This window comes from Catenulispora sp. GAS73, from assembly GCF_041262085.1.
Taxonomy (GTDB): Bacteria; Actinomycetota; Actinomycetes; order Streptomycetales; family Catenulisporaceae; genus Catenulispora.
In genome coordinates, this window is the sequence record NZ_JBGCCM010000022.1 from 1 (window position 1) to 15,679 (window position 15,679).

2 protein-coding genes and 1 pseudogene are annotated in these 15,679 nt (G+C 72.7%); 1 reads left to right on the top strand and 2 read right to left on the bottom strand.

Features of this window, described 5'->3' with window-relative positions:
* Together ABH935_RS30050 and ABH935_RS30055 are read right to left on the bottom strand one after the other, a co-directional pair.
* A pseudogene (locus ABH935_RS30050) lies at positions 1-490 on the bottom strand (cytochrome P450); the annotation flags it as partial.
* 4 nt (positions 491-494) lie between these two features.
* Positions 495-1,001 (bottom strand): hypothetical protein, encoded by a 507-nt coding sequence (locus ABH935_RS30055; RefSeq protein ID WP_370381311.1) that lies wholly within the window; start codon positions 999-1,001, stop codon positions 495-497.
* Between the two features lie 253 nt (positions 1,002-1,254).
* Between ABH935_RS30055 and ABH935_RS30060 the strand changes: the two genes are divergently transcribed.
* A complete protein-coding gene (locus ABH935_RS30060) occupies positions 1,255-15,660 on the top strand; it encodes an SDR family NAD(P)-dependent oxidoreductase (protein WP_370381312.1) in 14,406 nt (4,801 codons plus the stop codon).
* The last annotated feature ends 19 nt before the right edge of the window (positions 15,661-15,679 follow it).

Here is a 15,679-nt window from a genome sequence, read left to right on the forward strand (position 1 = left end):
ACGGCACCCCCAACAACTCACAAATCACCAACGACGGCACCGGCAACGACACCGACCCCACCAAATCCCCCGGCCGCCCACCCTCCAACAAACCCTGAACACACCCATCCACAATCTCCTGAACCCGCCCCCGCAACCCCTCCACCCGACGCACCGTAAACTCCGACACCACCAAACGACGATGCACTGCGTGCTCGTCGGGCTCCATGGACGCGAGGAATCCCCTGATCTGATCGGCGACCCGCTCCGGGGCGGCGCCGAGGACCGGGAAGCCGGGCAGGGTGCGGTTCTTGTTCAACCGGGGGTCGGCGAGCAGTTGCCGGGCGAGCGCGTGCGCGGTCACCAGCCACGTCACCCGGCCGGTCGGCAACCGGACCCGCGTGACCGGCGCCTCCTGCCGCAGCTGCGCATACTTCGCCGGCGGCGCCATCGGACACCCCCGCGGCATCGGAAACGACGGCAGCTGCGACTCCGGGGTCGTCGTGCTCACGGGGCTACCGTCCGCTCAGCGCGATGCGCGCGTTGAGCGAGACCCCTGATTTGACGATCTGGAAGTCGCGGCGCCCGTACTCCCCCGCGTACGCGCCGCAGACACCCCAGGCGGGCAGCGTCTCCCAGGCGTGGCCGAAGGCCTCGTTCAGGTCGAACAGGCCGGCGTCCACGATGGTGCCGTCGGCCAGGACGATCCGCTCGGCGGCGAAGTCGATGTAGTGCCCGGTGGACGGGTCCTTCTCGATCACGTTCAGGTAGCCGTAGACCGTGCCGACGCGGTGTCCGTCGGGGGTTTCGAGGTAGTCGACGTAGTGGACGGTGTCGCCCACCGACGGATACGGCCCGCTCACGGGGTCGATCTGGTAGCTGGCGATCAGCTCGTTGAGATTCTCCAGGGTGGCGGCGGGCGACTGGGCCGCCTCGGCCGGGGTCCCGCCGGTGGCCACGACCCCGGAGCCCGCCAGAGCTACGGCGGCGATGTACCGGACGATACGCGGACTGGTGTTCATGAAACCTGCCTCCTGTGAACGGGTTCTCGCGGGCGGATCTGTGCCGGACGTGTGCTCGGTCAGTCCCGATCGGTCAGTCCCGGAAATCCTCGGCCGACGGTCTAAAGCCGCATTAAACGACGGCCGCGCGGTGTGGCCGACGGAGGCGTTTCGCGGGCCGCGACGGCTTTAGCCCGTTTTAAGTCCGACTTTCGATCAGCCGTCGAAGCTCTAGGGACGAGCCCGCCCACCGGTGCGTCAAGGAGAACCCAGCGTGTCCAAGCAACCGCCCGCACGCCTTGCTCCCGAGGAGCCGATCGCCGTCGTGGGTCTGGCCTGCCGGCTTCCCGGGGCCGCGGACCCCGCCGCGTTCTGGAGCCTGCTGCGCGAGGGCCGCAGCGCGATCACCGACGTGCCGGCCGACCGCTGGCTGCCGCGCGATCCGCGGCTGCCCTCGCGCGGCGGCTTCCTGGAACGGATCGACGGCTTCGACGCGGACTTCTTCTCCGTCTCCCCGCGCGAGGCCGCGGCGATGGATCCGCAGCAGCGGTTGATGCTCGAACTCGCCTGGGAGGCGCTGGAGGACGCGCGGATCCAGCCGGGCCGGCTGGCCGGCAGCCGCACCGGGGTGTTCGTGGGCTGCATCTGGGACGACTACGCGACCCTGGTGTACCAGCACGGCGCCGAGCTGATCGGCGGCCACACCGTCACCGGGACGCACCGCGGCATCATCGCCAACCGCGTCTCGTACGTGCTCGGGCTCACCGGGCCGAGCCTGACCCTGGACAGCGGGCAGTCCTCGGCGCTGGTGGCGGTGCACGCGGCGTGCGAGGCGCTGCGCCGCGGCGAGGCCGACCTGGCCGTGGCCGGCGGCGTGAATCTCAACATCCTGGCGGAGAGCACCCTGGCGACGGCCGGCTTCGGCGGGCTGTCCGAGCGCGGCGAGTGCTTCACCTTCGACGCTCGCGCCGACGGCTATGTGCGCGGCGAGGGCGGCGGCGCCGTGGTGCTCAAGCCGCTCGGCGCGGCGCTGGCCGACGGCGATCCGGTGGCGTGCGTCATCCTCGGCGGAGCGGTGAACAACGACGGCGCGTCCGACGGACTGACGGTGCCGAACCCGCGGACGCAGTACGACGTGCTGCGCTCGGCGTGGCAGCGATCCGGAGTGCGCGCCGAGGACATCCTGTACGTGGAGCTGCACGGCACCGGAACGCGGATCGGCGATCCGGTGGAAGCCGAGGCACTCGGCCGGGCGCACGGCGCGCGGGTACCGCTGGCGGTGGGTTCGGCCAAGACGAACGTCGGCCACCTCGAAGGCGCGGCCGGCATCGTCGGACTGCTCAAGACGGCGCTGGCGATCCGGCACGGCGAGCTCCCGCCGAGCCTGAACTTCCGCACCCCGAACCCGCGGATCCCGCTGGACGAGCTCAACATCAGGGTCCTGACCGAGCTGGAGCCGTGGCCGGAGCCGGACCGGGTGCCGGTGGCCGGGGTGAGCTCCTTCGGCATGGGCGGCACGAACTGCCACCTGGTGCTGGCTGGGGTGCCGACGACGACCGGCGCGGGGCCTGGGCCGGACTCCCGGCTGCCGGCGCAATCCGGCGCTGAGCAGACCGATACGGCACGGCCGGATACAGCCCAGCCTGATACGGCACGGCCCGATTTGGCGCAGCCCGATGTGGCGCAGCCCGTCACAGCACAGCTCGATGCGGCGCGGCCCGACACGGTCCTCGCCTGGCCCTTGTCCGCCCGCGGAAAGGCCGCGCTGCGCGCGCAGGCGGCCCGGCTGGCCGACCATGTGCGGCAGAGTCCTGATGACGTCTCAGACCTCGATCTCGCCCGATCGCTGGCGGTGACCCGGACCGCCTTCCCGGACCGGGCCGTCGTGCTCGGCCGGAGCCGGGACGAGCTGCTGCGGGGCCTGTCCGCACTGGCCGCCGGCAGCTCCTCGGCCCGCGTGATCCGCGGCAGCGCGCCCGAGACGCCGGGCAAGCTGGCGTTCCTGTTCTCCGGACAGGGCAGCCAGCGGCCGGGCATGGGAACGCAGCTCGCGGCGGCGCATCCGGTGTTCGCCGCGGCGCTGGACGAGGCCTGCGCGGCGCTCGACCCGCTGCTCGGCCGGTCGCTGCGCGCCCTGCTGGCCGATCCGGATCCGGACCTCGTGCACCGCACCGAGTTCACCCAGCCCGCGCTGTTCGCCGTCCAGGTGGCGCTGTTCCGGCTCGCCGAGCACTGGGGGCTGCGGCCGGACGCGGTCGCCGGCCATTCGGTCGGCGAGATCGCCGCGGCGCACGTGACCGGGATGCTCTCGCTCACGGACGCGGCGATCCTGGTCGCCGCACGCGGCCGGCTGATGCAGCAGCTGCCGGGCGGCGGGGCGATGCTCGCCGTCGAGGCCACCGAGCAGGAGATCGCGCCGCTTCTCGCAGCCGCGGAGGGACTGGACCTGGCTGCGGTCAACGCGCCCCAGGCGGTAGTGGTCTCCGGCTCCGCGACGGCGGTGGACGCTCTGGAGTCGCAGTTGCGCGCGGACGGTCGGCGGGTCAACCGGCTGCGGGTGAGCCACGCGTTCCACTCCGCGCTGATGGACCCGATGCTGGAGGAGTTCCGCCAGGTGGCGGCCGGGCTGTCCTACTCCCCCGGGCGGATCCCGGCGGTCTCGACAGTAACCGGCGAGCTCACCGCGGACGGCGCCGTGTGGGACGCCGACTACTGGGTCGAGCACGCCCGACGGCCGGTCCGGTTCGAGGCGGCTGTCAGGACCCTGTCGGGCCTCGGCGTGACCGCGCAGCTGGAGCTCGGTCCCGATGCGGCCCTGGTCCCGATGGCGGTCCAGACCCTGGCCGCGCAGGGCGGCCCGGCCGAGGCGGCCGCGCTGCTGCGACGCGACAGGCCGGAGCCCGAGTCCTTCGCCGCGGCCGTCGGCTGGGCGCACACCCGCGGGTTTCCGGTGCGCTGGGCGGCCCAGGCCGGGGATGAGCAGGCGCGGCTCGTCGACCTGCCCACTTACCAGTTCCAGCGGCGGCGGTACTGGCACGACGCCGCCGCGGTGGCCGTGCCACGGACGTCACAGGATCCTGCGAACACGGTCGAGACGGCGGACTCCGGTCGCGCCGTCGAGCCCGCGGACGAGCGGCCGGGCCGGCTCGACCTGGACCGGGCCGAGCGGCTGGTGCGGGACTGCGTCGCCGCAGTGCTCGGATATGACGATCCGGAGACGCTGGATCTCCAGCGATCGTTCAAGCGGCTCGGGCTCGACTCGCTCGGCGCCGTCGACCTGCGCGGCCGGCTGGCCGAGGCCACCGGGCTCGCGCTCGCGCCGACGCTGGTGTTCAGCCACCCGACCCCACGAGCGGTGGCCGAGTTCCTCGCGGACGGTGGCACGCAGAGCGATCCGCCGCCGTCGGCACCCGCCGCGGCCGTCGACGACCGGGAGCCGATCGCGCTGGTCGGCATGGCCTGCCGGTACCCCGGGTCGGTGGCCTCGCCGGACGACCTGTGGCGGTTGGTCCAACAGCGCCGGGACGCCATCGGACCGTTCCCGGCCGACCGCGGCTGGGATCTGGCCGGAATCTACGATCCGGAGCCGGGCAAGCCGGGCCGCACGTATGTGCGCGAGGGCGGCTTCCTGGACGGCGCCGACCGCTTCGACGCGGCCTTCTTCGGCATCGGCCCGCGCGAGGCGGCCGCGATGGATCCGCAACAGCGGCTGCTGCTGGAGACCGCGTGGGAGGCGGTCGAGGGCGCGGGTATCGATCCCGAAGGGCTGCGCGGTTCGTCCACCGGCGTGTTCGTCGGGGCCACGGCGCAGGACTACGGACCCCGGCTGCACCAGGCGGACGGGGACGCCGGCGGCTATCTGTTGACCGGCACCACGGCGAGCGTCGCCTCGGGCCGGATCGCCTACACCCTCGGGCTGCGCGGGCCAGCGGTGACCGTCGACACGGCGTGCTCCTCATCGCTGGTCGCGCTGCACCTCGCGGCGCGGGCCCTGCGCTCGGGCGAATGCGAGTTGACGCTGGCGGGCGGGGCGACGGTGATGTCGAACCCTGGCATGTTCGTCGAGTTCTCCCGCCAGCGCGGCCTCGCCGCGGACGGCCGCTGCAAAGCGTTCGGCGAGCAGGCCGACGGGACCGGGTGGGCGGAGGGCGTCGGCCTCGTGGTGCTCGAACGGCTCTCCGACGCCCGCCGCAACGGACACCGGGTGCTGGCGCTGCTGCGCGGATCCGCGATCAACCAGGACGGTGCCAGCAACGGGCTGTCCGCCCCGAGCGGCCCGGCGCAGGAGGCGGTGATCCGGGCCGCGCTGGCCGACGCCGGCCTGTCCGCGGCCGGGGTGGACGCGGTCGAGGCGCACGGCACCGGCACCGCGCTCGGCGATCCGATCGAGGCGGAGGCGCTGCTGGCCACCTACGGCCGCGACCGCGAGGACGGACGCCCGCTGTGGCTCGGGTCGCTGAAGTCGAACATCGGACACACGCAGGCGGCCGCGGGCGTCGGCGGCGTGATCAAGATGGTGCTGGCGATGCGCCACGGACGGATGCCCGCCACGCTCCACGCACAGCGGCCGAGCCCGCACGTCGACTGGTCCGCCGGCACGGTGGAGCTGGTGACGGACGAGCGGGAATGGACGCGCGCCGGGCATCCGCGCCGAGCCGCGGTCTCCTCGTTCGGGATCAGCGGCACCAACGCGCACGTGGTGCTGGAGGAGGCGGAGCCCGAACCGGCCGAGACCGAGACTGGCGCCGCCGGCACCGGTACCGGCAGTAGCACCGGCACCGACACTGGTACCGCGGCCAGCGCCGCCGCCGACAGTGGCACCAACACCAGCACGAACACCAACAGTGGCATCGGCGCCGCCGCCGACAATGGCGCTGGCACCCACATCGCCGCCGACAGTAGCGCCGACGGTAGCGCTGGCACGGACATCGCCGCCAACAGTGGCGCTGGCAGTGGCGCCGGCACCGACATAGCCGCCGACAGTGGCCCGCAGTCCGCCGGCGCCGCGCTGCCGTTCGTGCTCTCAGCCCGTTCGGCACCGGCACTGCGCGCGCAGGCAACGCGGCTGCTCGACCGTTTCGGTTCCGGTACTGGTTCCCGTACTAACTCCGGTACTGACTCCGGTGCCGCCACCGAGGCCGACCTGGCAGGCGTGGCGCGGACCCTGGCCGAGGGCCGGGCCCGGCTCGGTCACCGCGCCGTGATCGCGGCCGACTCGACCGCGCACCTGCTCGAAGGGCTGCGCGCGCTCGGGGCGGACGAGCCGGACGCGCGGCTCGTCCAGGGCGTGACCACGGCCGATCCCAAGCCGGTGTTCGTCTTCCCCGGTCAGGGGTCGCAGTGGGCCGGTATGGCGGTCGAGCTGTGGGAGCGGTCGCCGGTGTTCCGCCGCAAGCTGAGCGAGTGCGCGCAAGCGCTCGCCCCGCACACCGACTGGTCGCTCATCGACGTGCTGCTTGGCGTGCCCGGGGCACCGGGCCTGGACCGGGTGGACGTGGTTCAGCCGGCGCTGTTCGCGGTCATGGTCTCGCTCGGCGAGGTGTGGCGGAGCCTCGGGGTGGAGCCGGCCGCCGTGGTCGGGCATTCGCAGGGCGAGATCGCCGCCGCGTACGTCGCCGGCGCCCTGAGCCTGGAGGACGCGGCGAAGGTGGTGGCGCTGCGCAGCGCCGCCATCGCCGAGCTCGCTCCGGCCGGCGGGATGGTCTCGATCGCCCGGCCGGCCCAGGAGGCGGCTCGGCTGATCGAACGATGGGCCGGGCGCGTCCATGTCGCCGTGGTCAACGGCCCGGCGGCGACGGTCGTCGCGGGCGAGACCGAGGCGCTCGACGAGCTGCTCGCCGCCTGCGCGGACGCCGATATCAGGGCACGGCGGATCCCGGTCGACTACGCCTCGCACACCCCGCACATGGACGCGCTGCGCGAACGCCTGCTCGAAACCCTCGGTGACGTCGCCCCGCGCTCCGCACCGACCGCCTTCCACTCCACGCTCACCGCCGGCCCGTTCGACACCGCGGGGCTCGACGCCGCCTACTGGCACCGGAACCTACGCGAGACGGTGCGTTTCGACGAGGTCTGCCGCGGTCTGATCGCCGCGGGCCACCGGCTGTTCATCGAGGTGAGCCCGCACGCCGTGCTGGCCGCGTCGGTCCAGGACGTGTTCGAGGACGTCGGCGCGGCCGGTGTGACGACCGGAACGCTGCGCCGCGACGAGGGCTGGACGCGGCTGCTGCTGTCGGCGGGCGAAGCCGACGCCGCCGGCGCGGACGTGCGCTGGTCGGCCGTGCTCCCCCCGGCCCGCCCCGTCGACCTGCCGACGTATCCGTTCCAGCGCGAGCGGTACTGGCTGGCCGACGCTGCGGCGACAGCGGCAGGCGACCCGGCGCACCTCGGTCTGGACCCGGTGCGGCACCCACTGCTCGGCGCGGCCGTGACGCTCGCGGACCGGGGGCGGACGGTGTTCACCGCGCGGCTCTCGCCGGCACGGCTGCCCTGGCTGGCGGACCACGCCGTCGGCGAGACGGTGCTGCTGCCCGGGACCGCGTTCGTGGAGCTGGCTCTGCAGGCCGGTGCCCGCTGCGATCACCCGCACCTGGCGGAGCTCACCCTAGAAGCGCCGCTGGTACTCGACGCGGGATTCGAGGCGGACCTGCAAGTGCTGGTCGACGAGCCGGACGCGGCGGGCCGGTGCGAGGTCACAGTGCATTCGCGGCCCGCCACAGCGGATGCCGGGCAGCCGGCGTCGCCGTGGACGCGGCACGCGCACGGCGTTCTCGCCGACGAAGCCGAGCCCGGTACGGACGCGCTCGGTGCGAACGACGGCGCGCAGCAGTCCGACGCGTGGCCGCCGCAGGACGCGACCGCGGTCGACCTCTCCGGCGCCTACGCACGGCTCGCGCGCATCGGCTACGGCTACGGTCCGGCGTTCCGCGGTCTCGACGCCGCCTGGCGCGGCTCGGACGGCTCGCTGTACGCGGAGGTCTCGCTCGACGAGGAGCAGCGGGAGTCCGCCGAGAGCTACGGCGTGCATCCCGCGCTGTTCGATTCCGCGCTGCACCCGGTCGTGCTCGGCCTGGCGGATCCGGCCAATCCGGCCGAGCCCGCCGCCGACGGACCGCCGCTGCTGCCGTTCGCCTGGTCCGACGTGCGGCTGCACGCCGCAGGTGCGGCCCGGCTTCGGGTACGGATCACCCCGTCCGGCGCGGACTCGGTGACGCTGCACCTGGCGGACGGCGCGGGAGGGCCGATCGCGACGGTCGGACGGCTGACGCTGCGTCCGGTGGATCCCGAACGGCTCCAGCAGGCGGCCGGGCCGGGGTCCGCACCGCTGTACGAGGTGAGCTGGCAGCGCGTCGCGATCGGCTTGCCGGAAAGGCCCGCCGCACAGCGTTGGGCCGTCGTCGGCGACACCGGTCCGGACGCACCGGCGCTCCAGGGCGACGGTGTCGAGCTGACGGGACAGCACCCGGACCTCGCCGCGCTCGTGAGCTCCCTGGAGCAGGGCGCTCCCGCTCCGGACGCGGTCCTCGTCCGGTTCGCCAGAGCGCTGCCCGACGACAGCGTCGGCAGCGCCGACGGGACGCACACACCGACGCTACCGACCGCGACACACGAGCTCGCGCAGCGCGCTCTGGCCTTCGTCCAGGCCTGGTTCGCCGAGGAACGGCTCGCAATGACCCGCCTGGTCCTGGCCACCAGCGGCGCGGTCGCGGTGGACCCGGACGAGGCGGTCGACCTGAGCGTCGCACCGCTGTGGGGCCTGTTCAGCTCCGTCGGCACCGAATACCCCGGTCAGGTCGTCCTGCTCGACCTCGACGACGCCTCGCTGCCGTTCGTGCCCGCCGCCGCATCGGCTGGCGAGCCCCGGCTCGCGCTGCGCGCCGGAGCGGCGCTCGCCCCGCGACTGACCCGCGCCGAGGTGGCCCACACCGAGGCCGCCGCACCACTCGATCCCGAGGGGACAGTGCTCATCACCGGCGCGAGCGGCATGCTCGGCGCGCTGTTCGCCCGGCATCTGGTCCGTCACCACGGAATCAGGCACCTGCTGCTGCTGAGCCGAAGCGGAGCGGCCGGGCCCGGCGTCGCCGAACTCGTCGAACAGCTGGAGCGAGACGGCGGACGGGTCACGCTCGCCGCCTGCGACGCCGCCGACCGCGAGGCGCTCGCCGTGGTGCTCGACGCCGTGCCCGCCGCGCATCCGCTGACCGCCGTACTGCACGCGGCCGGCGTCCTGGACGACGCGGTCGCCGCTTCGCTGACCGCGGATCAGCTCGACCGGGTGCTGCGGCCGAAGATCGACGCCGCCTGGCACCTGCACGAACTCACGACCCGGCCGGACCGTCCCCCGCTCGCCGCGTTCGTGCTCTTCTCCTCCGCGGTCGCGGTGCTGGGCAACGCCGGGCAGGCGAACTACGCGGCGGGCAACGCGTTCCTGGACGCGCTCGCAACGAATCGGCGTTACCTCGGCCAGTGCGCACTCTCCCTGGGCTGGGGTCTGTGGGCGGGCGACGCGAGCAGTATGACCGGCCGGCTCGGCCGCGCGGACGTGGCTCGGATGGGCCGCAGCGGCCTGGCGCAGCTCACCGAGGAGCAGGGGCTCGGCTTGTTCGACGCGGCCCTGTCGGCGGCGGCCGCGGGGCACGCGCACCTGGTGCCGGCCCGTCTGGACCTGGCCGCTCTGCGCGAACAGGCCGCCGAGCCCGGTGCGCTGCCCGCCGTCTTCCGGGCCCTGATCCGACGCCCGGTGCCCCGGGCGGCGAAGAGCGAGGACGTCACGGCCAACGGCGGTGGTGCGGGCTCCTGGGCGGACCGGATGGCCGCGCTGTCCGAGTCCGAGCGGACGCGGGCGTTGGAGGAACTGGTCGCCGGAGGAGTCAGGACGGTGCTCGGGCTGCCCGCCGGCGGAGCGGTCGAGGGCACGCGGGCGTTCCGGGAGCTGGGCTTCGACTCGCTGGCCTCGGTGGAACTGCGCAACCGGCTGCAACGGGCCACCGGCCTGCGGCTGCCCACGACCGTGGTCTTCGATCAGCCGACCCCGGCGGTGCTGGCCGCGTTCCTGGCGGAGCAGATCCTCGACGCGCTCGGGGGCGAGGGGCCGGAGGCCGGCCGCCGACCGGCCGCACAGACGCGACCGCGCGGACGATCCGTTTCGCAGGGCACCGAGACGCTCGACGAGCCGATCGCGGTGGTCGGGATGGGGTGTCGCTTTCCCGGCGGGGTGCGCTCGCCGGAGCAGCTGTGGGAGCTGGTGGTCCAGGGCCGGGACGCGGTCGGGCCGTTGCCGGGCAACCGCGGCTGGGATCTGGCGGGCCTGTATCACCCGGACCCAGACCATCCCGGAACCAGCTACGCGCGCGAAGGCGGGTTCCTGCAGGACGCCGACGCCTTCGATGCCGACTTCTTCGGCATCAGCCCGCGCGAAGCACTGGCCATCGACCCCCAGCAGCGGCTGCTCCTGGAAGTCGCTTGGGAAACCCTCGAACACGCCGGCATCAACCCCGACACCCTCCACGGCAGCAAGACCGGCGTCTACGTGGGGCTGATGTACGGCGGCGACTACAGCTCAAGGTTGTTGCCGGGCTCCGCACCCAATGGCGTGGAGGGATTCCTGTTGACCGGGAATCAGAGCAGCGTCGCTTCGGGTCGTATCGCGTATACGTTCGGGTTTCAGGGTCCTGCGTTGACGATCGACACCGCGTGCTCCTCCTCGCTGGTCGCCGTCCACCTGGCCAGCCAAGCGCTGCGGCAGGGCGAGTGCGCCTTGGCACTGGCCGGCGGCGCCACCGTGATGGCCACGCCCTCGATCTTCATCGAATTCAGCAGGCAGCGCGGCCTGGCCCCGGACGGACGCTGCAAACCCTTCTCCGCCAACGCCGACGGCACCGGATGGGCCGAAGGCGCGGGGCTGATCCTGCTCGAACGACTCAGCGACGCCCAACGCCACGGCCACCACATCCACGCCATCATCCCCGGATCCGCCGTCAACCAAGACGGCGCCAGCAACGGCCTTACGGCACCCAACGGACCCGCACAGACCCGCGTCATCCAACAAGCGCTGGCCAATGCCGGGCTCACTCCGGAGGCGATCGACTCGATCGAGGCGCACGGCACCGGCACCACGTTGGGCGACCCCATCGAAGCCGGCGCGCTGCACACCGCCTACAACCAGCGCACCCGACCTCTGTATCTGGGCTCGGTCAAATCGAACCTCGGACACACCCAAGCTGCCGCAGGCGTGGCCGCGATCATCACCCAAACCCAGGCGCTGACCCACCGCATCCACCCGAAAACTCTGCACGTCACTGAACCCACGCCCCACCACGACTGGACCGACACGCCTCTGAGGCTGCTGACCGAGAACACGCCCTGGACCACCGCCGACGGCAAGCCCCGCATCGTCGGCATCTCTGGATTCGGTATCAGCGGAACCAACGCACACCTGATTCTGCAAGAGCCCCCCACAACAGAACCCGCGCCACAGCCTGTACCGCGTCCCGGGCCGCTCGCGCTGGTGCTGTCGGCGAAGAACCCTGAGGCGCTCACCCGTCAGGCGCACAGCCTCGCCGACTTCATCGAGGCTCACCCCGAGCTCGAACCGCACGACCTGGCCGCGACCTTGGCCGCACGTCCGGCGCACACCCACCACGCCACCGCCATCGGCGACAGCGTCGAGCAGTTCGTCGCCGCGCTCCGCGATCCCGCACTCCCCCGCTACACCGGCCAACGCAGCCAAGCCGGACACCTGGCCTGGCTGCTACCCGGCCAAGGCAGCCAGCGTCCCGGCATGGCCACCGCCTTCCACAGCACCTACCCCGGCTACGCCACCGCGCTCGAACAGGCCTGCGAGGCTCTGGATCCGCACCTGCCCAGGCCCTTGAGCGAGGTCCTGCTGGCCGAGCCCGACAGCGCCGAGGCCGCGCTGATCCACGACACCCTCTACACCCAGCCCGCGCTGTTCGCCCACCAAGTCGCACTGGCCGCGCTGCTCGGCGAACACGACATCCAGCCCGATTACCTGATGGGCCACTCGCTCGGCGAGATCACCGCCGCGCACCTGGCCGGCGTGCTCGACCTCCCCGACGCCGCAACCCTCGTCACGGCCCGCGCGCAACTGATGCAGACCATGCCCGAAGGCGCCATGCTCGCCGCCCACCTGAGCACCGACCAACTCCCTCCGCTCCCCGACCACGTCGAGATCGCCGCCATCAACAGCCCCACCGACCTGGTCCTCGCCGGAGACCCCGAACCACTCCAAGCTCTTGCCACGCGCCTGAAGGAAAACGGCGTCCGTACCCGGATGCTCGACGTCAATCGCGGCTTCCACACGCAGCACACTGACACGGTCCTCGACCAGTTCCGCGCGGTCGCCACCGGACTGAAGTACCACCCACCGGCGATCCCCATCATCACCAACGTCACCGGGGAAATCGCCACCACCGAACAACTCACCGACCCAGAACACTGGGTCACCCACATCCGGCAGCCGGTCCACTTCGCCGATGGAATCAATACCCTGCGTCAGACCGGCACCGGCGCCTACCTCGAACTCGGCCCACGCACCACGCTGACCGCGCTCGCCACCGCCAACAACGCCGGACCCACCCTCCTGCACACCGGACCCGACGCCGAAACCCTCACCCTCGCGCTGGCGCGGTTGCACCAAACGCATCGCCCACACCTGCGGGCCAATCCCACCACCCACATCCCACTGCCGACCTACCCCTTCGCACCGACCGCGCACTGGCTCAAGGCGCCCACCCCGACACCCGATCCCGCGCCGCTCGGACAGCACGCTGCCAACCATCCCCTGCTGGCCACCACCATCCGCCAGCCCGAAACCCACACCACCCTGCACACCGCCCAACTCACCCAGAACACCCTCCCGTGGCTGACCGATCACCAGATCAACCACACGACGCTGCTGCCGGCCACCGCAGTACTCGACCTGGCCGTCCACATCGGCCGTGCCGGCGGACACAACCACCTCCCCGAACTCACTCTGCACCACCCGATCACCCTCACCGACCAGCCGCTGAACCTGACGCTCACCCACATCCACCCGCCCGGCCAGCCCGCCACCCTCACGATCCACACCCACCACCCCGAAACCCCCGACCAGCAAACCCTCAACGCCACCGCGACACTGACCACCACCCACCCCGAGCCTCCGGCCACCACCGACCCGTGGCCGCCCCAGAACACCCGGTCTCAGAACCCTCAAACCCTCCACCACCAGCTCCACCAGCGCGGTTACCACTACGGACCCGCCTTCACCCATCTCACCCACCACACCACCGACCCCCAAACCCACACCCACTACGGCGAGGCCCACCTCCCGCCGAGCACACCCACCACCGGCCACACCCTGCATCCAGCACTCACCGACACTCTCCTGCACCCACTCGCCTGGAACGCCGAGAATCAGGACACAGACGACGAAGCGCTGCTGGTCCCGTACGCGTTCCGCGACGTGCATCTCCACGCCTCGGACACCACCGGGCTCGACACCCTGCGCGCCCAGCTCACCCCCAGCACCGAACCCCACACCACCGACATCACCTACACCGATGCGAACGGCGACACGATCGCGACCGCAGTGCTCGTCCTGCGGCCCTTCCGGCCATCCGCCGCGCTCGAAGGCTTCGCTGTCTCGTGGGTTCCGGCACCGCTCCAGACGTCCGGCGGGTCGGGCGAGGCGTCCTCGGCGCGGGCCGCACAGCTCGGCACCGGCGGTCTGGAAGCGCTGGCGCAGCACGGTCCCGTACCGGAATTCGTGCTCTGCCACGTCGACGGACCCGACGCCTCGTCGGAGGCCGCGCGGCACGGCGTGCACAGCACCCTGCTGCTGGCGCAGCAATGGCTCGCCGACGAGCGGTTCGCCGACTCCCGGCTCGTGCTCGTGACCCGCAACGCGGTCCAGGCGACGCGCGACTCAGCCAAGTCCGAAACCCCGGACCTCGCCGGCGCCGCCGTCTGGGGTCTGATCCGCAGCGCGCAGACCGAGAACCCCGGCCGATTCATCCTGCTCGACCTCGATCAGGACACGGACCTCACCAATCCGACGGCTCCGCTGCTCCTCCAGGCCCTCGCCGGCGGCGAACCACAACTCGCCATCCGTGGGGAGGCCGTCCTGGCGGCCCGATTGGAACAGCGCCGCCTCACGCCACCGCGTTCCGCCGCGACAGCCGAGGACGCGGCCGCACCTGAGATCGTACCCGGGACCGCGCCCGGGATCGACGTCGGCGGCACCGTGCTCCTGACCGGCGGGACCGGACGGCTCGGCAGGCTCCTCGCGCGGCGGCTGGTCACCCGGCACGGTGTGCGGCACCTGCTCGTCGTCAACCGGCGCGGCCGGGACGAGGACCAGGCCGCCGAGCTCGCGGAACTCGATGCCGCGGTGACGGTGACCTACGCGTCCTGCGACGCGAGCGACCGCGAGCAATGGGCGAAACTGCTCGCCGCGATCCCCGCCGAGCATCCGCTCACCGCGGTCGTGCACGTCGCGGGCGTCCTCGACGACGCCACCGTTCCGGCACTCACTCCCGACGCGGTCGACGCCGTGTTCGCGCCGAAGGCCGACGCGGCGTGGCACCTGCACCAGCTCACCCGCGACCTGCCGCTGTCCGCCTTCGTGCTCTTCTCCTCGATCGCCGGCAGCATCGGAACCGCCGGACAGGGCAACTACGCCGCCGCCAACGCCTATCTGGACGCGCTCGCCGCACTGCGCCGCGCCGACGGACTGCCGGCGGTCTCGCTCGCCTGGGGCCTGTGGGAGGACGAGGAGGATCAAGATCCGGCGCCCGCCGTTCCCGGCGACGGCACCGGCATGGCGGGAACGCTGGGCCGGGCGGGTCGTGCCCGGCTGGCTCGGGCGGGCATCCTGCCGCTGCCGGTCGCGCAGGCGCTCGCCTGGTTCGACGCCGCACTCGTCAACGCCCTGGCCGCCGACGCGGCACTGATCCCAGCACGGCTGGGCCCGCCAGCGCCGGGGCCGGACGGCTCGGTGCCGCGGTTGTTCGCTCTGCTGGCGTCCCAGCAGGCCCCGATCGCCGAACCGCGAACATCGAACGGGCATGTCGAGGACCCGACGCAGACTCCGTTGGCGCGCTTGGCCGCCCTCGACGCGTCGCAGCGGCCGACGGCGGTGACCGAGTTCGTCCGCGATCTCGTGGCCGAAGTGCTCGGCCACGCCGACGCCTCGTCGATCGACGACGGCCGCGGCCTGCTCGATCTGGGCTTCGACTCGCTGACCACACTGGAATTGCGCAACCGGCTGGCGAGCGCGCTGGGGCTGCGGCTGCCCACGACCCTGGTCTACGACTATCCGACGGTGACCGCGCTCGCCGCGCACCTCGGCGCCGCGCTCGCGCCGCCTGCCGAGGCCGAACCGGGCCAGGCTCTGCTGGCCGAACTCGACCGGCTGGAGGCGCGGTTCGCCGCGGACGGCGCCCTCGCACTCGGCGACCGGCGAGCCGCTGACGTCGCCCAGCGACTGCGAGTCCTGCTGAACCGTGCGCTGGCCGGCGCCGCCCCGGCCGAGGACGCGCCGTCCGCGCCGGACGCCGTGGCAGAACTCGACGACGCCACGGACGACGAGCTGTTCGCCGCCCTCGATCGAGAACTGAGTCCCGAGAACGACCATCACGACCGCGCGGGCCGCGACAGCCTGCCGCAGGGGAGCTGACGCCTCATGACCTCGAACG